Annotated in this window: 17 protein-coding genes; 10 read left to right on the forward strand and 7 right to left on the reverse strand. The window is 63.6% G+C overall.

What is annotated here, in order from left to right; translation table 11 throughout:
• Nucleotides 1–20: 20 nt before the first annotated feature.
• Together norW and norV are read right to left on the reverse strand one after the other, a co-directional pair.
• On the reverse strand, nt 21–1,187 hold the full coding sequence (gene norW / locus AB5Y80_RS05105; protein WP_368172594.1) for an NADH:flavorubredoxin reductase NorW: 1,167 nt from the start codon (nt 1,185–1,187) through the stop codon (nt 21–23).
• The gene (gene norV / locus AB5Y80_RS05110) at nt 1,184–2,668 is read right to left on the reverse strand and encodes an anaerobic nitric oxide reductase flavorubredoxin (RefSeq protein WP_368172595.1); all 1,485 of its coding nucleotides are present in this window, start codon (nt 2,666–2,668) and stop codon (nt 1,184–1,186) included. Before norV ends, norW begins: the two co-directional genes overlap by 4 nt.
• A 170-nt stretch (nt 2,669–2,838) precedes the next feature.
• Between norV and norR the strand changes: the two genes are divergently transcribed.
• Nucleotides 2,839–4,365, forward strand: a complete 1,527-nt coding sequence (gene norR, locus AB5Y80_RS05115) for a nitric oxide reductase transcriptional regulator NorR (RefSeq protein WP_368172596.1) — start codon at nt 2,839–2,841, stop codon at nt 4,363–4,365.
• Between the two features lie 83 nt (nt 4,366–4,448).
• Here the strand turns inward: norR and AB5Y80_RS05120 are convergent, their stop codons facing one another.
• Nucleotides 4,449–5,453: a substrate-binding domain-containing protein gene (locus AB5Y80_RS05120; protein WP_042017407.1), complete on the reverse strand. Its 1,005-nt coding sequence runs from the start codon at nt 5,451–5,453 to the stop codon at nt 4,449–4,451.
• A gap of 435 nt (nt 5,454–5,888) precedes the next feature.
• Between AB5Y80_RS05120 and AB5Y80_RS05125 the strand changes: the two genes are divergently transcribed.
• The 6 genes from AB5Y80_RS05125 to AB5Y80_RS05150 all read left to right on the forward strand — a co-directional run bounded on the left by AB5Y80_RS05125 (nt 5,889) and on the right by AB5Y80_RS05150 (nt 11,764).
• On the forward strand, nt 5,889–7,010 hold the full coding sequence (locus AB5Y80_RS05125) for a branched-chain amino acid ABC transporter substrate-binding protein (RefSeq protein ID WP_039041003.1): 1,122 nt from the start codon (nt 5,889–5,891) through the stop codon (nt 7,008–7,010).
• 66 nt (nt 7,011–7,076) lie between these two features.
• Nucleotides 7,077–8,003: a high-affinity branched-chain amino acid ABC transporter permease LivH gene (livH, locus tag AB5Y80_RS05130; protein WP_119197145.1), complete on the forward strand. Its 927-nt coding sequence runs from the start codon at nt 7,077–7,079 to the stop codon at nt 8,001–8,003.
• An 82-nt stretch (nt 8,004–8,085) separates the two neighbouring features.
• Nucleotides 8,086–9,354 carry a high-affinity branched-chain amino acid ABC transporter permease LivM gene (locus tag AB5Y80_RS05135; protein ID WP_039041002.1) on the forward strand — a complete coding sequence of 423 codons (1,269 nt, stop codon included), beginning with the start codon at nt 8,086–8,088 and terminating at the stop codon, nt 9,352–9,354.
• Nucleotides 9,351–10,124, forward strand: a complete 774-nt coding sequence (gene livG, locus AB5Y80_RS05140) for a high-affinity branched-chain amino acid ABC transporter ATP-binding protein LivG (RefSeq protein ID WP_368172597.1) — start codon at nt 9,351–9,353, stop codon at nt 10,122–10,124. Before AB5Y80_RS05135 ends, livG begins: the two co-directional genes overlap by 4 nt.
• Nucleotides 10,125–10,134: 10 nt before the next feature.
• Nucleotides 10,135–10,836: an ABC transporter ATP-binding protein gene (locus AB5Y80_RS05145; RefSeq protein WP_010672380.1), complete on the forward strand. Its 702-nt coding sequence runs from the start codon at nt 10,135–10,137 to the stop codon at nt 10,834–10,836.
• An 82-nt stretch (nt 10,837–10,918) separates the two neighbouring features.
• Nucleotides 10,919–11,764, forward strand: a complete 846-nt coding sequence (locus AB5Y80_RS05150) for an AraC family transcriptional regulator (RefSeq protein ID WP_041214153.1) — start codon at nt 10,919–10,921, stop codon at nt 11,762–11,764.
• On the opposite strand, the gene AB5Y80_RS05155 is transcribed toward AB5Y80_RS05150, so the two are convergent.
• Entirely contained in the window at nt 11,743–12,336 is a 594-nt protein-coding gene (locus tag AB5Y80_RS05155; protein WP_223920168.1) for a LysE family translocator, read from the reverse strand. The genes AB5Y80_RS05150 and AB5Y80_RS05155 overlap by 22 nt on opposite strands.
• A gap of 163 nt (nt 12,337–12,499) precedes the next feature.
• Here AB5Y80_RS05155 and glpE point away from each other — a divergent pair, with 163 nt between their 5' ends.
• Nucleotides 12,500–12,823, forward strand: a complete 324-nt coding sequence (gene glpE / locus AB5Y80_RS05160) for a thiosulfate sulfurtransferase GlpE (RefSeq protein ID WP_124244180.1) — start codon at nt 12,500–12,502, stop codon at nt 12,821–12,823.
• Nucleotides 12,824–12,852: 29 nt separating this feature from the next.
• On the forward strand, nt 12,853–13,686 hold the full coding sequence (gene glpG / locus AB5Y80_RS05165) for a rhomboid family intramembrane serine protease GlpG (protein ID WP_049636383.1): 834 nt from the start codon (nt 12,853–12,855) through the stop codon (nt 13,684–13,686).
• Nucleotides 13,687–14,096: 410 nt separating this feature from the next.
• Here glpG and AB5Y80_RS05170 read toward each other — a convergent pair whose 3' ends face one another.
• Nucleotides 14,097–16,520: a VolA/Pla-1 family phospholipase gene (locus AB5Y80_RS05170; protein ID WP_323921207.1), complete on the reverse strand. Its 2,424-nt coding sequence runs from the start codon at nt 16,518–16,520 to the stop codon at nt 14,097–14,099.
• Between the two features lie 301 nt (nt 16,521–16,821).
• Here AB5Y80_RS05170 and AB5Y80_RS05175 point away from each other — a divergent pair, with 301 nt between their 5' ends.
• On the forward strand, nt 16,822–17,079 hold the full coding sequence (locus tag AB5Y80_RS05175) for an accessory factor UbiK family protein (RefSeq protein WP_010672374.1): 258 nt from the start codon (nt 16,822–16,824) through the stop codon (nt 17,077–17,079).
• A gap of 139 nt (nt 17,080–17,218) precedes the next feature.
• Here the strand turns inward: AB5Y80_RS05175 and fre are convergent, their stop codons facing one another.
• Both fre and ubiD read right to left on the reverse strand, forming a co-directional pair.
• Entirely contained in the window at nt 17,219–17,917 is a 699-nt protein-coding gene (gene fre / locus AB5Y80_RS05180) for an NAD(P)H-flavin reductase (RefSeq protein ID WP_010672373.1), read from the reverse strand.
• Nucleotides 17,918–18,072: 155 nt separating this feature from the next.
• Nucleotides 18,073–19,542 carry a 4-hydroxy-3-polyprenylbenzoate decarboxylase gene (gene ubiD / locus AB5Y80_RS05185; protein ID WP_010672372.1) on the reverse strand — a complete coding sequence of 490 codons (1,470 nt, stop codon included), beginning with the start codon at nt 19,540–19,542 and terminating at the stop codon, nt 18,073–18,075.
• Nucleotides 19,543–19,557: the final 15 nt, after the last annotated feature.

The following is a 19,557-nucleotide window of genomic DNA, read 5'->3' on the forward strand; positions in this document are numbered from 1 at the left end:
GGCCTTCGGTTATCAATGGTTCAACGGGGCAGCTGACGCAGCAGCGGGAAGGCGGCGCTCATCTGGTCGCCCCCCACCACGAAGCCGCACAGCTCGCCGGCTTGGTCGCGCGCCTCGGCCACCATGCCGTGGCTGTTCCAGCGGCACTGCCAGGCGAGATCTTCACCCCGGGTAAGACCCGCCAGTTGCAGCGGGTAGCGCGGCGTCTTCACCTTCACCAGCATGGGCGGCAGGGCCAGCAGGGTCGGCGTGCCGAGCAGGGTGCGCGCCAGCGCATTGGCCCCCAGCACTATGGGTTGCAGGAAGGGGAGCAACTGACCCTGCCACTGCATGCAATCCCCCAGCGCGAAGATATGGGGATCGCTGGTCTGCAGCCGATCATCGACCAGGATGCCGCGCTCCACTGCCAGCCCGGCCCCCCGGGCCAGGGCCTGATTCGGCCGCAGGCCGATCGCGGCGATCACCAGATCCTGCTCGCTGATGCGCCCGTCGGTCAGGGTGACGCGCCAGCCATCCCCCGGCTGGGCATCTATCCTAGCGAGACCCGTCCCGAACTGCAGGCTGACCCCCTGGCTGCGCAGCGCCTGTTGCAGCGGCTCGGTCAGGGCGGCGGGCAGCAGGGCGCTTAAGGGGCTGTCGGCCAGATCCACCAGCGTCACCTCTTTTCCTGCGCTCGCCATGTCCATCGCCAGCTCGCAGCCGATGAACCCCGCCCCCAGCACCAGGATGCGGCGGGCCTGGCGCAGTTGCGCCTCGATGGCGGCGTACTCCTGCTGGCTGTTGAGGGTGACCAGGTGTTCGCTGCCCGGCAGATCGGGGCGCACCGCGCTCGCCCCGGTGGCCAGCACCAGCTTGCCGTAGGGGAATTCCCCCTGCTCGGTCAGCACCAACCGCCGGGCTGGATCGATGCCGAGCACCGGGCTGTGGGGCAGCAGCGCGATGCGCTGCTGCTCGGCAAAGTCGCTGCCGCTAAGACGGGTCATGGCTGCGGCGGCGCAGCCCCGGCTCACCACATGGCTCAAGTCCGGCTTGTTGTACTCGTCGCCGCTGTCGGCGGTGATGAGGCGGATGGGCTGATCCCAGTCCAGCTTGCGCAGGCTCTTGACCAGCTGCTGGGCAGCGAAGCCGCTGCCGATCACCACTATCTCCCGGCTGATGCCAGCGTCACTCTGCGTTGCTGCGCTCATACACAGGCCTCCACGGCGCAGGGTTCGAATACCTCCTTGCCGATGCCGCAACCCGGGCAGAGGAAGCTGTCAGGTACCTGAGCCCAGGGAGTGCCCGGCGCCACCAGCTGATCCGGCTCACCCAGCGCCGGGTCATAGACCCACTGGCAGACGGTGCAGAGCATGGCCTGATCATCGTCCCATTCGGCGGCGGCCGCTGCGGCTTGCGGCTCAACAGCAGGCATCGCGGGGACGGGTACCACCGCCGCATGAGTAGCGGTGATCGGGCGGGGCGCGTCCAGAGGGTGTAACGCCCACTGACGGGCGAGCTGGCGGCCATGCTCGCGGCATTCGGCCAGCGCCGAACCATCCGGGCGCCACTTGGCCTTGAGGGAGATGCTGATGTCGAAACCTGCGTCCATCAATCGGGTCTGGATCCGGTCCACCGCACCGCCGGTCCAGCCGTAGCTGCCGAAGGCCGAGGCGCGCTTGTTGCGAAAACGCAGGCCGGTGATCTCTTCGAGCATGCCCGCCACCTTGGGCATCATGACGTTGTTCATGGTGGAGGAGCCCACCAGTATCCCCTTGGAGCGGAACACCTGGGTCAGGATCTCGTTCTTGTCGTGGCGGGCCACGTTGTAGATCTTCACCGCCACGCCGGGGTCCACCTGGTGGATGCCCTGGGCGATGGCGTCGGCCATCATGCGGGTGTTGTTGGACATGGAGTCGTAGAACAAGGTGATGCGGTCTTCCTGATAGTGGTCGGCCCACTCCAGGTATTTCAGGATGATCTGGGTAGGGTCCTCGCGCCAGACGATGCCGTGGGAGGTGGCCACCATGCTCACCGGCAGGTTGAAGCCCAGCACTTCCTTGATCTTGGCGGTCACCAGGGGGCTGAAGGGGGTGAGGATATTGGCGTAGTAGCGCTGGCACTGCTCCATCAGCTCGGTCTGGTCCACCTCGTCGTTGAACAGGTGCTCGTCGCAGTAGTGCTGACCGAAGGCGTCGTTGGAGAACAGCACCGCATCCTCGGTCATATAGGTCATCATGCTGTCGGGCCAGTGCAGCATGGGGGTCTCGATGAATACCAGCTGCTTGCCGTTGCCGATGTCCAGGCTGTCCCCTGTCTTGACCGGGTGGAAGTTCCACTCCGGGTGGTGATGATGGCCGGTGATGGAGTCGATGGCGTTGTGGGTGCAGTAGATGGGGGTGCCGGGGATGCGGGCCATCAGCTCGGTCAGGGCACCGGCGTGATCCTCCTCGGCGTGGTTGATCACCACGTAGTCGATGGCGGCGAGATCGATCTGTGCCGCCAGGTTCTGCACGAACTCCCGGCTGAACTTGTGATCGACGGTATCGATCAGCACATTCTTCCCTTCGCGGATGAGATAGCTGTTGTAGCTGGTGCCCTTGTGGGTCTTGTACTCGGTGCCGTGGAAGTCGCGTACCTCCCAGTCCCGTTGGCCGACCCAGTGGATGTTGTTCTTGACGTGAATGCTCATCAGGCAGTTCCTCGAATGCAATAGTGGATGTTCAACTGAACTAGCTATTGCAGCGGACGTGCCAATATGTAACTTGTTGTTTTTAATGAATACACATATCTATCATTGTCATTTAGACAGCCTCTCTTTATAGTCAAAATCACAAACACACTGTCATTTGGACAATCATCGTGATCTCGACCGACAGCCTGGCGCGCATCGCCCTCGACCTGCAACTCGGCATCTCCCATCAGGACCGCTTCCACCGCCTGATCCAGAGCGTGCGCAGCCTGCTGAACTCGGATGCCTCGGCCCTGCTGCGCTACGAGGGGGGCCAGTTCATCCCGCTGGCCATCGACGGCCTGATGCAGGACGTGCTGGGGCGCCGCTTCGCCCTCAAGGATCATCCGCGCCTCGAGGCCATCGCCCGCGCCGGGGATGTGGTGCGCTTCCCTGCTGACAGCGCCCTGCCCGACCCCTATGACGGCCTGCTGCCTGATCACGACGACTTCAAGGTGCACGCCTGTGTCGGCCTGCCGCTCTTCTCGGATCAGGCGCTGATCGGCGCCCTGACCATAGACGGCATGAACCCGACCCAGTTCGACGGCATCAGCGACGAGGAGCTGCGTCTGGTGGGGGCCCTGGCCGCCGCCGCCCTCGACAACGCGCTGCTGCTGGAGCGGCTCGCCCGCCAAAGCAGCGAGCCCCTGGTCCCCGGCACCCGGCCCGGCCCCGAGCAGCCAGAGATGGTAGGGCACTCCCCCGCCATGGCCCGGTTGCGCCACGAGATAGACGTGGTGGCAAGCTCCGAGCTGAACGTGCTGATTTTGGGGGAGACCGGGGTCGGCAAGGAGCTGATCGCCAAGGCGGTGCATGGCGGCTCGCCCCGCGCCCATGCCCCCCTGGTCTATCTCAACTGCGCCGCCCTGCCGGAGTCGGTGGCCGAGAGCGAGCTGTTCGGCCACGTGAAGGGGGCCTTTACCGGCGCCATCCACAATCGGGCAGGCAAGTTCGAGCTGGCGGACAAGGGCACTCTGTTTCTCGACGAGATAGGGGAGCTGTCGCTTGCGCTGCAGGCCAAGCTGCTGCGGGTGCTGCAATACGGCGATCTGCAGCGGATCGGTGACGACACCCCGCTCAAGGTGAATGTGCGCATCCTGGCGGCCACCAACCGGGATCTGAAACAGGCGGTGGTCGAGGGGCAGTTTCGGGCCGACCTCTACCACCGGCTGAGCGTGTTCCCGATCCACGCCCCTGCACTGCGGGAACGCCCAGGCGACATTCCCCTGCTGACCGGTTACTTTTGCGAGCGCTGCCGGCTCGGCCTGGGGCTGGAGCAGCTGCGTATCCAGCCACAGGCGCTGCAACTGCTCGAGCGTCACGACTGGCCCGGCAACGTGCGCGAGCTGGAGCACGCCATCCACCGCGCCGCCGTGCTGGCCAGGGCCGAGCAGGGCAGCCCCTCGCCGACCCTGGAACCCCACCACTTCAACCTGGGGCCGACGGGCTCATCCCTGCCCGCCGACACCGTCAGCCAGCCCGCCTCTCCGGCCATTGCCGGCCTCGGCCTTCGCGCCGCCACCGATCTGTTCCAGCGCCAGCTCATCGAGCAGACCCTGACCGCCCATGACGGCAACTGGGCCGCCACCGCCCGGGCGCTGGATCTGGATGGCGGCAACCTGCACCGCCTCGCCAGGCGGCTCGGCCTCAAGGCCTGACGCCCCCAGATACGAGAGGGGCCCCAAAACAGAAACCCCCTCGCTGGCGAGGGGGTTTCTTGTTCATGGCACCCGTGGCGCTGTCAGCGCAGGGACTTGACCGAGCGGCGGACGATAAGCTCGGGCTGCACCGTCATGGACTCCACTTCCAGCTCCTTGTTGCGGATCCGGCTCACCAGTTGCTGCACCGCCAGCAGACCGAGCTCGGCCTTGGGGTGGCGGATGGTGGTGAGCGGCGGGCTGGAGAAGCGCGCCATCTCCACGTCGTCATAGCCGATCATGGAGATATCGTCCGGCACCTTGACCCCGGCCTCCCAGGCGGCGCAGATGGCACCGATGGCCATGGGGTCGTCGAAGGCAAAGACCGCGGTCGGGCGAGGGGTGAGGGCCAGGATGCGCTGCATGGCATCGAAGCCGCTCTGGCTCTCGTAGTCCCCTTCGAAGATCTGCTCTTCTTTCAGGGTCATCCCCTGTTCAGCCAGGGCATCGCGCACCCCGTCCAGCCGCTGCTGGGTGGTCGGCTTGGCGAGATGGCCGGTGATGCAGACGATGTTGGTGTGGCCCTGCTCCAGCAGATGGCGCACCGCCAGACGCGCGCCGATGCGGGCGTTGTCGTTGATCACGTTGGCGAAATCGCACTCGTTGCCCCAGTCCAGCACCACCTGCGGCACCTTCTTGTGGATGCGCAGCATGTCCCTGAACTGGGTGTCGATATCGGTCCCCAGCACCAGCAGACCGTCCACCCGCTTTTCCATCAGCATGCGCAGATAGTGCTGCTGGCGTGGCGGCTGGTTCTCGGTGTTGCACAAGATCAGGCTGTAACCCTGCTCGAAGCAGTAGGCTTCCACCCCCTGTACCACTTCCGCGAAGAAGGGGTTGGCACTGGTGGTCACCAGCATGCCAATGGTCTTGGTCGAATTGATCTTGAGACTGCGCGCCACCGAGTTGGGCGCGTAGTTCAGCTCTGCCACCGCCTCAAGCACTTTCTGGGTTGCGTCTTCGCTGACCCGACGGGTGTGATTGAGTACATGTGAGACGGTGGAGATGGATACGCCTGCGCGCGAGGCGACATCCTTGATAGTTGCCATCTCTGTCTCCTGAATAACAAAGGCGGAACAGTAGCAGATTTCCCGAATAAAGGCTTGGTTTTAACGGGCGCTGCCAGTGAATTATCAATGCTGGCTAATCTATGCGGTCATTTCTTTTTGCGCAAACGGATTTTGGTCAAAATGAGAGCAGACGCAGAATGAAATATCGTCAGTTTTTTACTCTGGAAATTGTCACCATGACAATTTGTTATCTGTATGTTGCACCATCACAGCGACATTAAACTCCAGTCAAAAGCAAAAAACTGCGTGTTAGTTTCACAAAACCCCTCTCGCGCCTGCTCCGGTTAGTATCTTTAACATCTTGTTATTGCCCGGCGAGGAATGATAGAACCTTATCTATCGCCGGGCTGGCGGGACACAGGCTCGGAATGACGTGCATAAAATGAAACAATTCACTGATTAAGGGACGAATCAATGCATAACTTCAGCAAAATGGCAGTCAGAGCAGCGGTTTCTTTGGCTCTGTTTGGATCAGTTTCCATGGCCAATGCGGCCGATACCATCAAGATCGGCATCGCCGGCCCCCTGACCGGCCCGGTCGCCCAGTACGGTGACATGCAGTTCACCGGCGGCAAGATGGCGGTCGAGCAGATCAACAAGGCGGGCGGCATCAAGGGCAAGCAGATCGAAGCCGTCATCTATGACGATGCCTGCGATCCCAAGCAGGCTGTGGCCATCGCCAACAAGGTGATCAACGACGGCGTCAAGTTCGTGGTCGGCCACCTCTGCTCCGACAACACCCTGCCCGCCTCCGACATCTATGAAGATGAAGGGGTCCTGATGGTCACCCCCGCCTCCACCAACCCCAAGATCACCGAGCGCGGTTACCAGCTGACCCTGCGCACCATCGGTCTGGACAGCGACCAGGGCCCGACCGCCGCCAAGTACATCATCGAGCAGGTCAAACCCCAGCGCGTGGCCGTCATCCACGACAAGAAACAGTACGGTGAAGGCATCGCCTCCAGCGTGAAAGCCGCGCTGGACAAGGCAGGCGTCAAGGTCGTGGCCTATGAGGGCATCACCGCCGGCGACAAGGACTTCTCCGCCCTGATCGCCAAGCTGCAAAAAGAGAACGTCGACTTCGTCTACTACGGCGGCTACCACCCCGAGCTGGGTCTGATCCTGCGCCAGGCTGGCGAGAAGGGTCTGAAGGCCAAGTTCATGGGTCCGGAAGGCGTGGGCAACAAGGACATCTCCGCCATCGGCGGCCCGGCTTCCGAAGGCCTGCTGGTGACCCTGCCGAACAAATATGACCTGGTGCCGGCCAACGCCCCCATCGTGGAAGCGTTCAAGGCCAAGGGTCAGGACTCCTCCGGTCCGTTCGTCTGGACCACCTATGCCGCCATGCAGGCCCTGGCGGCCGGTATCGCCAAGGCGGGCGAGGATGATCCGGCTGCCGTCGCTGCCGCCATCAAGGCCGCACCGATCGACACCGTGATGGGCCCCCTGACCTGGGCACCGAACGGTGACCTGAAAGGCTTCGAATTCGGTGTGTTCCAGTGGCATGCCGACGGTACCTCCACTCAACTCAAATAATCTGCCGGTCGGGGTGACGTGAGTCACCCCTCCTTTCTTTGCGGGCAAGTACACAGGGAACGCGGTATGTCCGAACACCTTCTTTATCTGGTTCAGCAGTTGCTGAACGGATTGACCATAGGCAGCACCTATGCGTTGATCGCCATCGGCTACACCATGGTCTACGGCATCATCGGCATGATCAACTTCGCCCACGGCGAGGTCTACATGATCGGCTCCTATGTCGCCTTCATGGTGATGGCCGGGCTCATGATGATGGGCATCGACAGCACCGTGCTGCTGCTGGGGGGCGCCTTCCTGGTCAGCATCATCATCACCGGCAGCTATGGCTGGTCCATAGAACGGGTGGCCTATCGTCCACTGCGGGGCGGCAACCGCCTGATCCCCCTCATCTCCGCCATCGGCATGTCGATCTTCCTGCAGAACATGATGCGGATGGCCCAGGGCTCGCGTGACATCGCCATGCCCACTCTGATCTCCGGGGGCTGGACCCTCGGCGGCGAGGATGGCTTCCAGGCCAGCCTCTCCTACATGCAGCTCATCATCTTCGTGGTGACCTTCATCACCATGCTGGCGTTGACCCAGTTCATCGGCCGCTCCCGCATGGGGCGTGCCTGCCGTGCCTGTTCCGAAGACATCAAGATGGCCAACCTGTTAGGGATAGACACCCACGTGGTCATCTCCATCACCTTCGTGCTGGGGGCCGCCCTGGCCGCCGTCGCGGGGGTGCTGCTCGGCATGTACTACGGTGTCATCAACCCCTATCTCGGCTTCATGGCGGGCTTGAAGGCCTTCACCGCTGCGGTATTGGGCGGCATCGGCAGCATTCCCGGTGCCGTACTGGGCGGCCTGCTGCTCGGCGTGGTGGAAGCGCTCACCGCGGGCTATCTCAGCACCGAGTACAAGGATGTGATGGCGTTCGCCCTGCTCATCTTCGTGTTGCTCTTCATGCCCACCGGCATCCTGGGTCGTCCGGAGGTCGAGAAGGTATGAAAAACCAATCTATGCATGCCCTCGTGCTGCTGTTCATGACCATCACTGGCATTCTCGGCCGTCCGGAAGTGGAGAAAGTCTGATGAAACGTCAATTTATCCATGCCTGCATCGCCAGCCTGGTGCTGCTGGTGCTCTCCTTCTGGCTGCTCGGCTTCAAGCTGGAGACCGATGGCTCCCGCCTGCTGGTGGTGAGCCGCCTCGATGTGTCGCTGGCCTGGCTGCTGGGGGGCGCCACCATCGTCTTCTGGTTCCAGATGCTGCGCGGCCAGATAAGCCGGCTGTTCCAGGCTTCCATCAGCGGCTTCTCCGTCGGTTTCACCAAGCTGGTGCTGCCAAGCCCCGAAGAGGCCCCCAAGCTCTATAACCTCACCGCCGTGCTGGTGCTGCTGTTTGCGGTGAGCTGGCCCTTCATGGCCTCTCGCGGCGCCATCGATCTGGCCACTCTCACCCTGATTTACATCATGCTGGGGCTGGGACTGAACGTGGTGGTGGGCCTCGCCGGTCTGCTCGACCTCGGCTATGTCGGCTTCTATGCGGTCGGCGCCTACAGCTACGCCCTGCTCAACACCTACTTCGGTCTGAGCTTCTGGGAGTGTCTGCCCATCGCCGGTCTGCTGGCGGCCACCTTCGGCTTCCTGCTCGGGTTCCCGGTGCTGCGGCTGCGGGGGGACTACCTGGCCATCGTCACCCTGGGCTTTGGCGAGATCATCCGCATCCTGCTCAACAACATGACCACCCTGACCGGCGGTCCGAACGGGATCTCCGGCATTCCGAAACCGACCCTGGGGGGGCTCGAGTTCAACCGCACCGTCAAGGATGGGGGCTTTGGCACCTTCCACGACTTCTTCGGCATCGCCTACAACGCCAACCACAAGGTGATCTTCCTCTACCTGATGGCCCTGGTGCTGGTAGTAGCGACCCTGTTCGTCATCAACCGCCTGCTGCGCATGCCGCTCGGCCGTGCCTGGGAGGCGCTGCGGGAAGACGAGATCGCCTGCAAGTCCCTGGGGCTCAACCCCACCATCATCAAGCTGACCGCCTTCACCATAGGCGCCTGCTTCGCGGGCTTTGCCGGTAGCTTCTTCGCCTCGCGCCAGGGCTTCATCAGCCCGGAATCCTTCGTCTTCATCGAGTCGGCCATCGTCCTTGCGATTGTGGTGCTGGGGGGCATGGGATCCCAGATCGGGGTGGTGCTGGCGGCCATCGTGATGACGGTGCTGCCGGAGCTCGCCCGCGAGTTCAACGAATATCGCATGCTGATGTTCGGTCTCTTGATGGTATTCATGATGATCTGGCGGCCGCAGGGACTGCTGCCCATGAGTCGACCCCATATGGAGCTGCGTAAATGAGCAACAATCAACTATTGTTGGATGTCTCAGATCTGTCGATGCGCTTTGGCGGCCTGCTCGCGGTCAACGGCGTCAAGCTGGATGTGGAAAAGGGGGAGGTGATCTCCATCATCGGCCCCAACGGGGCGGGCAAGACCACCATCTTCAACTGCCTGACCGGCTTCTATCGCCCGAGTGGCGGTGTCATTCGCTACAAGGGTGAGGAGATCCAGGGGTTGCCCGGCCACCTCATCGCCCGCAAGGGCATTGTGCGGACTTTCCAGCACGTGCGCCTGTTCAAGGAGATGACGGCGGTGGAAAACCTGCTGGTGGCCCAGCACAGGCATCTCAATACCGGCTTCATCGCCGGCCTGTTCAAGACCCCCTCCTTCCGCCGTGCCGAGAAAGAGGGGCTGGAGCAGTCCGCCTTCTGGCTGGAAAAGGTGGGCCTCAAGGATCTCGCCAACCGCGCCGCGGGCAACCTGGCTTACGGCCAGCAGCGCCGGCTCGAGATCGCCCGCTGCATGGCGACCCGGCCCGAACTGCTGATGCTGGATGAACCGGCCGCAGGCCTCAACCCCAAGGAGACCGACGAGCTCAACGAGCTCATCTCCAACCTGAGGGACGAGTTCGGGGTCTCGGTGCTGCTGATCGAGCACGACATGAAGCTGGTGATGGAGATCTCCAACCGCATCTTCGTGGTCAACCAGGGCACCCCGCTGGCCCACGGCAAACCGGACGAAATCCGCAGCAATCCGGCGGTGATCAAGGCCTATCTGGGCGAGTCGTAAGGACAAAAAGATGTTAGAACTTCGCAACGTATCGACCCACTACGGCAAAATTCAGGCGCTGCACGACGTCAGCGTCGAGGTGAAAGAGGGGGAAATCGTCACCCTGATCGGCGCCAACGGCGCCGGCAAGACCACTCTGCTGATGACCCTGTGTGGCGAGCCCAAGCCCAGCAGCGGTTCCATCTGGTTCGAGGGGGAGCAGATAGACTCCCTCACCACCGCCCGCATCATGCGCAAGGACATCGCCGTGGTGCCGGAGGGGCGCCGCATCTTCGCCCGCCTCACGGTGGAGGAGAACCTGCTGATGGGGGCCTTCTTCGTCGACAAGGCGGAGCAGCGCGGCCTGCTGGATCAGATTTTTACCCTGTTCCCCCGCCTGCACGAGCGGCTGGAGCAGCGGGCAGGCACCATGTCCGGCGGCGAGCAGCAGATGCTGGCCATCGGCCGCGCCCTGATGAGCAAGCCGCGCCTGCTGCTGCTGGATGAACCCTCCCTGGGACTCGCGCCCATCGTCATCCAGCAGATCTTCGACACCATAGAGCAACTGCGCCAGAAGGGGATGACCATCTTCCTGGTGGAGCAGAACGCGAACCAGGCGCTCAAGCTGGCGGATCGCGGCTATGTGCTGGAGAACGGCCGGGTGGTGCTGCAAGACACGGGAGAGGCCCTGCTGGCCAACCCCGCCGTCCGCCAGGCCTATCTCGGCGGCTGAGGATGCAGCAACCATCGTCACCCTTCCCCTGCCGCGCTCCCCGAGCCCGGCAGGGGAACAGCCCCCCGCCGAGGAGCACATCGTGAGCCGTGCGCGGGCGACGCAGGATCAGCACCACTTCTGGCACGATCCTGCCCTGCCCTTCATCGAGGCGAGGGCGGTGCAGGATGGCCGGCGCGTCTGCTACGACAAGCACAGCCACCCCCACTTCTCCATCGGCGCCATCACCGGCGGCCACAGCCACTACCTCAACCAGCGCAGCCTGCAAGAGGTCGGCCGCGGCAGCCTGGTGCTGATGAACCCGGAAGAGGTGCACGCCTGCAATCCCGTCGCGGACCAGCCCTGGTCCTATCTGATGTTCTACATCGACAACCTCTGGTTGCAGCGCCAGCAGGAGGAGGCCGGGCTCGGCAACGCGTTTCGCCCCTTCGACATGACCGCAAGCCGGGATCCCCTGCTCTACCAGGGGCTCTGCCGGCTTCATCGGCAACTGGTGGAGGAGCCGGATCCCCTGGCTCGCGAAGTGGCCTGCCACCTCTTCAGCCGCCAGCTTCTGGCCAGGCTCACCCCGGCCAAGTGGGATGATCGCCCTCCCCAGCACCTGCAGCGAGCCGCCGAGCTGATGCAGGACGAGAGTGCCTGCGCCCTCACCCTGGCACAGCTGAGTGCGGTGGCCGGGCTTACCCCTTCCCACTTCGTGCGCGCCTTCAGCCGCCACTACGGCATGACGCCCCACGCCTACCTGCTCGATCAGCGCATTCGCCACGCCCGCACCCTGCTGCGCCAGGGGCAGCCCCTGGCGGAAGTGGCCCTTGCCAGCGGTTTTGCCGATCAGGCCCACTTCCAGCGCCAGTTCAAACGCCGGGTGGCCGCCACCCCGGGCCAGTACAGAGCGCAGCTCGCCCCTCAGGACGAGCGCACCAGATAGGCGGCGCTGAGCAGCAGCAAGAGCGCCATGGCCCGATTGAACCAGCGCAACCGGCGAGGAGAGACCAGCCACCCCTGCAATCGGCTGCCCGCATAGGCCCAGCAGGCGATGGAGCCGAGGCAGATCACCAGATAGATGCCGGTAAAGAGGGCGATCTGGCTCATGCCGCCCGCGATCCCATAGGCTCCCATCCCCATGCTGGCGGCGAGCCAGGCCTTGGGATTGAGCCACTGCATCAAGGCCCCGTACCAGAAGGCGGGGGGCACGCCCTCCACTTCCTCCACCTCGCCGCTGTCCATCAGCAACTGCCAGGCCATCCAGCCGAGAAAGAGCACGCCGCCCCAGTGAATGGCCCCCAGCGCCACAGGCCAGCGGGACAGGGCGCCGCCAAGACCCAGCCCCATCAGCAGGAGCAGCAGGATGAAGCCGAGGGTGGCCCCCACCACGTGGCGCAGGCTGGCCGTGAAACCGTACCGGGCGCCGGTGCCAAGGGCGACCAGATTGACCGGCCCCGGGGAGATGGACATGGCCAGGGCAAACCCGGCCATGGATAACAGCAGACTGAATTCCATGGATGATGCTCGTTCAATTGAGGGAAGTCCGAGCCTACCCGGCCCGGGCGGCCCGATATTGAAGAAAATTGCGATCCCCTGGATGCCGCCCCCATTGCACACTTAGCGCAAACCGCCGCTTGCGGTAAACTGCCCTTCAACCCTCCATTATCAGGACATCTCAATGGACCAGTTTGCCCATATCAGCGCCCATGATGCCCACCAGAAGCTGAGCGCAGGCGAAGCCCGTCTCGTGGACATTCGCGATCCCCAATCCTTCGAGACGGCCCACGCGGTCGGCGCCTTCCACCTCACCAACGGCACCCTGGTTCGCTTTATGAACGAGGTGGACTTCGATACCCCTGTCATCGTGATGTGCTATCACGGCAACAGCAGCCAGGGGGTGGCCCAGTACCTGCTGCAACAGGGCTATGACGAGGTCTATAGCCTGGATGGCGGTTTCGAGGCCTGGCGCAGGGAGTTCCCCATCCAGGCGGGGGACGCATGACAGAGGCGGGTCGCTCCTCCTCCACCGGCATGATCCAGCTGCTGGTGCTGGGCGACGCCCGCATGGCCCAGGCGCTGGTGGATTATCTCGCCACCCTGGGCATTCCGTGCGAGCTGACCCAGTCAGAGCTCGGCGTCTCGGTCTGGCTGGCGGACGAGCGGCGCCTCGCCCAGGCCCAGCAGGAGGTCAAGCGCTTCCTGAGCGAACCCAATCACCCCCGCTACATGGAGGCCTCCTGGCAATCCGGCCATGCCGATGCCCGGATCGACTACAGCAAGGGGATGACGGATCCGGTCACCGACTTCCTCCACCAGGCGGGCCCCCTGACCCTGGTGGTCATCATCGCCTGCCTGGCCATCTACGCTCTGGATGCCATCGGCCTGCCCATCTTCGACGAGCTCGCCTTCCATCCCACCCTGGCCCAGTTCACCGATTGGCAGGCCTGGCGCTACGTCACCCCGGCCTTCATCCACTTCTCGGTGCTGCACCTGGTGTTCAACCTGTTGTGGTGGTGGTATCTCGGTGGCCAGATAGAGCAGCGCCTCGGCAGCGGCAAGCTGTTCATCCTGCTTATCGTCGGGGCTGCCCTGCCCAATATCGCCGAGTTCTTTGCCAGCGGCCCGCGCTTTGGCGGCCTCTCCGGGGTGGTCTATGCCCTGCTCGGCTACAGCTGGCTGCGAACCAGGCTTCAACCGGATTGCGGCCTCGCCATGCCGCCAGCCCTGATGGGCTTCATGCTGGTCTGGCTGGTGCTCGGCTTCCTGGACATGCTCGGCACCCCCACCGCCAACATGGCCCATTTGGTCGGCCTGCTGGTCGGCCTTGCCCAGGGCTGGCTGGACAGGCACCACAGGCCGGGGTGAGGCCTGGTTGTCGGCAATTGCTCGGCAACCAAAGCGACCACCAACATGGCTCACCTGGCGGGCCTGCTGATCGGCCTTGCCCAGGGCTGGCTGGACAGACACCACAGGCCGGGGTGACGCCTGGTTGCCGGCAACGGCTCGGCAACCATAGCGACCACCAACATGGCTCACCTGGCAGGCCTGCTGGTCGGCCTTGCCCAGGGCTGGCTGGACAGACACCACAGGCCGGGGTGAGGCCTGGTTGTCGGCAATTGCTCGGCAACCAAAGCGACCACCAACATGGCTCACCTGGCAGGCCTGCTGGTCGGCCTTGCCCAAGGCTGGCTGGACAGGCGCCACAGGCCAGCCTGAGCCGATTTGCCATAAAAAAACGCCGCCCCAAGGGGCGGCGTTTTTATTGGTCGGCCGGCTTACTGCTTGAGCAGGCTGGCGTCGGTCACCTTGACCGCGGTACCGCCACTTGCGAAGAAGCTGCCGAACTGGGTCTGCATCTCGGTGGTGACGGCGCCGGTCGGATCGAAGTTCTCGTCCGGTGCCAGCAGCGAGCTGTGACCCCCGGCCACGAAGCGGGCCGCTCTGTGGTTGGCGGCGCCGGTGGCGGTCAGCGGTTGCAGGGCCAGGACCTTGAACAGCGGCTCGGTGCCACCCAGCGGGGCGGTGGCGATGCTGTTCGGGATCACTCGATCCGACAGGCTCAGGGCGCCGTCGCCGACGATTTCGGTGGCAAACAGCGGGAAGTCCGCCGCGATACCGCTCCCCAGGTTGATGGGGTCTGCCGAATCCAGCACCGACTGCGCCGCGAAGCTGTAGCTCTGCAGGGTGCTGGCCGCCGTGGCCTGGGTGGCCGCATCCTGGCTCGGCAGGAACTCGTTGACGAAGCAGGTCGGTACTGCCGTCTTGCAGTTCGGGGCGTAGGCGGTGAAGGCTGCCTTCAGGGCCGCACTGCCAGCGGTCAGCACGCTCATCTGGATGGTCGGGCCGAAGGTCGGCGAGTTCAGCAGCAGCGGCGCTATGCCGCCACCCGGCATGGCCAGGCCGCCAGTGTCGAACTTGAACAGGGCGTCTGCCGTCGGGTTGCCAACAGACTGGTTGGCCACCGCCAACAGGTTGGCCCCCGCGATGGCACCCAGGGAGTGACCCAGGAAGTGCACCTTGAGACCTACCCCTCCGATCTGGGTTCCCAACCCCTTGGCATTGGCCAGACCGACAGCCAGACGCAGGCCCAGCAGATCCGCCACACTCTGTTTCAGGTTGTCGCGGGCCACGGTCAGGTAGCTCAGGTTCAGGTAGGGGGTCGGGTTGTCGGAGGTGGTCACCGAGTCCATGCTGCCGGTCAGGGCGAAGCCGCGTTCACCGTGCAGGGGATGATCGATCACCACCACGGCCACGTTCTTGCTCGCCTGGGCACCGGCACCAATCTGGCCAAGGGCCAGGGCGTAGGCGTTCTCCTTCACGGAGGTGACGCCGTGCTGATAGATGATCACGTCGGTGATGTTCGCCAGCGGTGCGGCGGCGAAGATCCGCATCGGGACGGACTGCACCTCTTCCAATGCCGGCAGCGGGTTGAAGCGCCCGATATTCATCTCGGGATCCAGCGCCTTGCCGCCGGAGGTGAGGGTCACCCCGATCAACTTGCTCGCCTCCGCCAGCAGCTCGGCCTGACGGCTCGGATCGGCGATGAGTTCGCCCAGCAGGGCCGGATCCACGCCCGCCCCCACCAGGCCGCCGATCACTTCGGCATCCTGGGCCTTCAGGGCGTTCGCGATGGCGTAGAGGCTGGGGATGGCACCGTGCCAGGACTGGGTCTTCGCCTTGTCCCAGGAGCCGGCGGTGGCCGGGGAGGAGAGGAAGTAGGGCAGCTTGACGGTACCGCTGTAGACGGTGGTACCCAAGGCCAGATTGTGGAGTGGAGTGCCGTCACCAAAAGCGGCGGCAATCGCATCCTTCTGCTCCTGGGGCAGGAAGTTCTCGGCATCCAGCTGGGTCAGGAAGGGGCTGCCGCCGCTCACCGACAGGGTATAGGTGCCAGGCAGGCTGGTATTGCCCAGGGCGTCCTGCTTCCACAGAGCGGCGGCGTCCAGGGTCGGGCTCTTGAGCACGGATGCGGCCGCCCCTTTCACCGCCACCAGCACGTCGGCGCCGGACTGGGTACCGAACCAGTCGGAGAAGATCACGTGGTCGCTGGTGATACCGGTGGCAGCCTTGAACAGACCTTCCTGCAGCGCAATCAGGCCGCTGATGGTCTGCTCCTGGGTGTTGCTGCCGGTGCTGGTCTTGTAGTTGCTGTAGTCGCTACCCGGTCGCAGGGGGGCACCCGTGCTGTCTTTGAGGGTATCGGTCGCCACTATCATGTAGTAGGAAGAGGGGTTGAGCGGCTTGAGCGGCACCAGATTCAGCTTGCCGGTCGTCTCGGCCACCACGAAGTCCACCCCGTAGGTCAGCACCTTTTTCACACCGCTCGGACGCAGGGCCGCACTGTCAAACTCCAGCTCCATCAGGTAGAGGGGTGCCACGGAGGCTGCGAATTCAGCAGCGGCCGGCGCCTTTACCTGGATGCCGGAGGCCGTCACCGGCACAATCTGGATCGCCTGGGTAGTCGACCAGCCATCCAGGGTGGAGAGGGCGGACACCGGGTTGGAGAGATCCGCCGTTTCCGTGGAGAATTTCAGGGTACCGTCGGTCGCACGGGCTGCCAGGGCGCTGGGTCGGACTGCATTGGAGCCGCTCAGCAGATAATCGAGATAGCTTGAGGTATCGCCTGTGTTGTCGTCACTGCCACCACAACCGCTCAGCAGCGCACTGACGACGGCCGCGTAAATTAGCTTTTTCTTCATATCCTTATCTCTTTTATGTTGTTATCCATGATGAGCCTGACGGGGTAGGGTTCAAACCCGACCGAATCATATTAACAGCAACGCAACAATTAATAAGCCTCTGGTCAGTCATCTGATCTGATTTTTTTGTGTACACCATCAAGGAATTGGAATTGATTCCCGGTGTCACAGGGTAGCAGCCAGGGTGCATCAACCAGACCCGACCAGAGCCCGATAGGATCCATGGCGCAAAAAGCCGCCCCGATCTCGGCAAAGGGGACGATTTGTCGGTAGAATGGCGCCATTGCTTAAGGAGACCCCCATGATCGACCCGAAAAAACTGGAAGAGATCGCCAAACAGATACACAACGCCCTGCCCCCCGGCATTCGCAGCATGGGTGAAGAGGTGGAGAAAAAGACCCGTCAGGTCTTGCAGGCCCAGCTCAACAAGCTGGATCTGGTGAGCCGCGAGGAGTTCGACGTGCAGACCAAGGTGCTGCTGCGCACCCGGGAGAAGCTGACCGCCCTCGAGGCCAAGCTGGCCCAGCTCGAGCAGCAGCTCGCTGCCAAGGGCGAATGATCCGGCGTGACCCGCCGTAGATAGCACAAACCCCAGCCAGGCTGGGGTTTGTCGTTTTTATGGGGACAACGAGTTTCTCATCCCCCCTTCTCTCGCAAGACGATAAGGGGGCAGATCGACGCTCTGCGGTTGGCCGTGGTCAGATAAACTCGTAGGCATCGCCGAAGATGCGCTCGGGCTCGGCGCCCAGCACCTTGAACTCTTCCCGCGCTGCACCGGCCATCTCGAAGCGGCCCGCCACATAGATGTCGTAGTCATGCAGGCTGACGAAGTCATCCATGATGGCCTTGTGCACCAGCCCGGTCCTGCCGGTCCAGTCGCTCTCGGGCTCCTGCACCACGGGAATGAAGGTCAGCGGCGCATAGTCGCGCTCCCACTGCTGCATCTGCTCCAGCTCGTAGAGCCAGTGCGCCTGGCGTACCCCCCAGTAGAGGAACACCGGACGCTTGCTGCCACTGCCGATCAGGTATTCCAGGATGGCGCGGGCATAGGAGAAGCCGGTGCCGCCCGCCATCAGGATCAGCGGTCGGGGGGATTCGTCGCGCAGGAACGCTTTGCCGGCGGCCAGCTCGACCTCGATCTCTCCCTGCTCGCGCATGCGGGCCAGCACCTGACCGGCATAGGCATTCTCGGGAGTGGCACCGATCTGCAGCTCCAGCACGCCGGAGCGGGTCGGCGAGTTGGCGATGGAGAAGGGGCGCTTGTCCGAATCGCTCATCACCACCAGCAGATACTGGCCCGGCTTGAAGCTCACCTCCTGCTGCGGCGCCAGCGCCACGTGCCAGATGGTGTCGACATATTCGCGCAGTTCCTCTACGCGGCACTTGATACGTTGCATTCTTGTCCTTGTGAGGGGCCTGCCCGGCCCGCTTCGCTCATGGTTTCACTGTTTTTATGGCGACCAGTTGGTGGTCAGGTCCGTCGAGCATACCCAATTCGGCACGGCAATACCGCACTTTTGCGTCACAATGGCCGCGCCGCATCGGGGATCCCTCAGTCGAGGATCTTCAGCTCGTCCCAGATGGCATCGATCTTCTGCTTTACCGCCTCGTCCTGGACGATGGGCTGCCCCCACTCCCGGTTGCTCTCCCCCGGCCACTTGTTGGTGGCATCCAGCCCCATCTTGGAGCCGAGCCCGGAGACCGGCGAGGCGAAGTCTAGGTAGTCGATGGGGGTGTGCTCGATCAGGGTGGTGTCCCTGGCCGGATCCATCCGGGTGGTGATGGCCCAGATCACGTCCTTCCAGTCCCGGGCGTTGATGTCGTCATCGCAGACGATCACGAACTTGGTGTACATGAACTGGCGCAGGAAGGACCAGACCCCCAGCATCACCCGCTTGGCGTGGCCGGGGTAGCGCTTCTTGATGGTCACCACCGCCATCCGGTAGGAGCACCCCTCCGGCGGCAGGTAGAAATCCACTATCTCGGGGAACTGCTTCTGCAACAGCGGCACGAACACCTCGTTGAGCGCCACCCCGAGCACCGCCGGCTCATCGGGCGGACGGCCGGTGTAGGTGCTGTGGTAGATGGCATCCCGGCGCATGGTCATGTGGGTGATGGTGAAGACCGGGAACTCGTCCACTTCGTTGTAGTAGCCGGTGTGATCGCCGTAAGGCCCTTCGGGGGCCATCTCCCCCGGCTCCAGATAGCCTTCCAGCACGATCTCGGCGCTGGCTGGCACTTCCAGATCGCAGCTCAGCGCCTTCACCACCTCGGTACGGCTGCCCCGCAGCAGACCGGCAAAGGCGTATTCGGAGAGGCTGTCCGGGACCGGCGTCACCGCGCCCAGGATGGTCGCCGGATCGGCGCCCAGCGCCACCGCCACCGGGAAGCGTTCGCCCGGGTGGGCCTCCTGCCACTCGCGAAAATCGATAGCGCCGCCCCGATGATCCAGCCAGCGCATGATCAGCTTGTTCTTGCCGATTTTCTGCTGGCGATAGATGCCGAGGTTCTGCCGCTTCTTGTAGGGACCGCGGGTGATGGTCAGACCCCAGGTGACCAGGGGCGCCACATCCCCGGGCCAGCAGTGCTGGATGGGGATCTGATCCAGATCCACCGCGTCCCCTTCCAGCACCACCTGCTGACAGGGGGCCGAAGAGAGCCGCTTGGTCGGCATGTTGAGCACCTGCTTGAAAATGGGCAGCTTCTCCATCAGCTCCTTGAGCCCGCGAGGCGGCTCCGGCTCTTTCAGGTAGGAGAGCCAGGTCCCCACCTGGCGCAGGGCGCTGACGTTGGGCTGGCCCATGCCCATGGCAACCCGGTCCGGCGTGCCGAACAGGTTGGTCAACACCGGCATGGTGTAGCCCTTGGGATTTTCAAACAGCAGGGCAGGCCCGCCCGCCCGCAGGGTGCGGTCGCTGATCTCGGTCATCTCCAGATAGGGGTCTATCTCGCGACTGATGCGCCTGAGCTGTCCGTTTTGTTCCAACTGCGCGATAAAATCACGCAAGTCCTTGTATTTCATGCAAGTACCCCAGCG

This window comes from Aeromonas sp. R2-1, from assembly GCF_040908425.1.
GTDB lineage: Bacteria > Pseudomonadota > Gammaproteobacteria > Enterobacterales > Aeromonadaceae > Aeromonas > Aeromonas caviae.

What these genes read in the sequence shown, in the direction of transcription:
- livH (WP_119197145.1), top strand. Translation starts at nt 7,077, where the DNA reads ATGTCCGAACACCTTCTTTATCTGGTTCAGCAGTTGCTGAACGGATTG.
- AB5Y80_RS05125 (WP_039041003.1), top strand. Translation starts at nt 5,889, where the DNA reads ATGCATAACTTCAGCAAAATGGCAGTCAGAGCAGCGGTTTCTTTGGCT.
- norV (WP_368172595.1), bottom strand. Translation starts at nt 2,668, where the DNA reads ATGAGCATTCACGTCAAGAACAACATCCACTGGGTCGGCCAACGGGAC.
- glpE (WP_124244180.1), top strand. Translation starts at nt 12,500, where the DNA reads ATGGACCAGTTTGCCCATATCAGCGCCCATGATGCCCACCAGAAGCTG.
- fre (WP_010672373.1), bottom strand. Translation starts at nt 17,917, where the DNA reads ATGCAACGTATCAAGTGCCGCGTAGAGGAACTGCGCGAATATGTCGAC.
- AB5Y80_RS05135 (WP_039041002.1), top strand. Translation starts at nt 8,086, where the DNA reads ATGAAACGTCAATTTATCCATGCCTGCATCGCCAGCCTGGTGCTGCTG.
- AB5Y80_RS05175 (WP_010672374.1), top strand. Translation starts at nt 16,822, where the DNA reads ATGATCGACCCGAAAAAACTGGAAGAGATCGCCAAACAGATACACAAC.
- AB5Y80_RS05155 (WP_223920168.1), bottom strand. Translation starts at nt 12,336, where the DNA reads ATGGAATTCAGTCTGCTGTTATCCATGGCCGGGTTTGCCCTGGCCATG.
- livG (WP_368172597.1), top strand. Translation starts at nt 9,351, where the DNA reads ATGAGCAACAATCAACTATTGTTGGATGTCTCAGATCTGTCGATGCGC.
- AB5Y80_RS05145 (WP_010672380.1), top strand. Translation starts at nt 10,135, where the DNA reads ATGTTAGAACTTCGCAACGTATCGACCCACTACGGCAAAATTCAGGCG.
- glpG (WP_049636383.1), top strand. Translation starts at nt 12,853, where the DNA reads ATGATCCAGCTGCTGGTGCTGGGCGACGCCCGCATGGCCCAGGCGCTG.
- AB5Y80_RS05120 (WP_042017407.1), bottom strand. Translation starts at nt 5,453, where the DNA reads ATGGCAACTATCAAGGATGTCGCCTCGCGCGCAGGCGTATCCATCTCC.
- norW (WP_368172594.1), bottom strand. Translation starts at nt 1,187, where the DNA reads ATGAGCGCAGCAACGCAGAGTGACGCTGGCATCAGCCGGGAGATAGTG.
- ubiD (WP_010672372.1), bottom strand. Translation starts at nt 19,542, where the DNA reads ATGAAATACAAGGACTTGCGTGATTTTATCGCGCAGTTGGAACAAAAC.
- AB5Y80_RS05170 (WP_323921207.1), bottom strand. Translation starts at nt 16,520, where the DNA reads ATGAAGAAAAAGCTAATTTACGCGGCCGTCGTCAGTGCGCTGCTGAGC.